We start from the raw sequence: 291 nt of genomic DNA, 5'->3' as shown, positions 1-291 counted from the left end.
CGCGGCCGTGCTGCTGCCGCTGCCCAGCGCCACGGCGCCGGCCTGCGCCGCCGCTGCGCCTGCACCCAGCGCCAGGCTGTCGCCGCCGCTGGCCGTGGCCGCCTTGCCCAGTGCCACGGCGTTGGCCACGGCCGAATCGTTCGCATCGCCCGCCACCGCGCCATTGCCCAGTGCCACCGCGCTGTCGCCGTACGCACTCGCCGCCGGTCCCATCGCGCTGCTGTTGGTACCGCTGGCAGTGCTGTCGGCCCCGGTCGAGTGGGTGTGGGCGTATTTCACGCCCGCGCCTTC

General features: G+C 75.6%; 1 pseudogene. It reads right to left on the bottom strand.

Going from position 1 to position 291, the window contains the following annotated elements:
- Positions 1-279, bottom strand: a pseudogene (locus tag SLW56_RS20825) (hypothetical protein); the annotation flags it as partial.
- Between the last annotated feature and the right edge of the window lie 12 nt (positions 280-291).

Origin of the sequence: Xanthomonas sp. LF07-6 (assembly GCF_034105445.1) — a bacterium.
Lineage (GTDB): Bacteria > Pseudomonadota > Gammaproteobacteria > Xanthomonadales > Xanthomonadaceae > Xanthomonas_A > Xanthomonas_A sontii.
The sequence above is the reverse complement of the archived record's forward strand: the minus strand, read 5'-3'. Positions and strand labels throughout refer to the sequence as shown.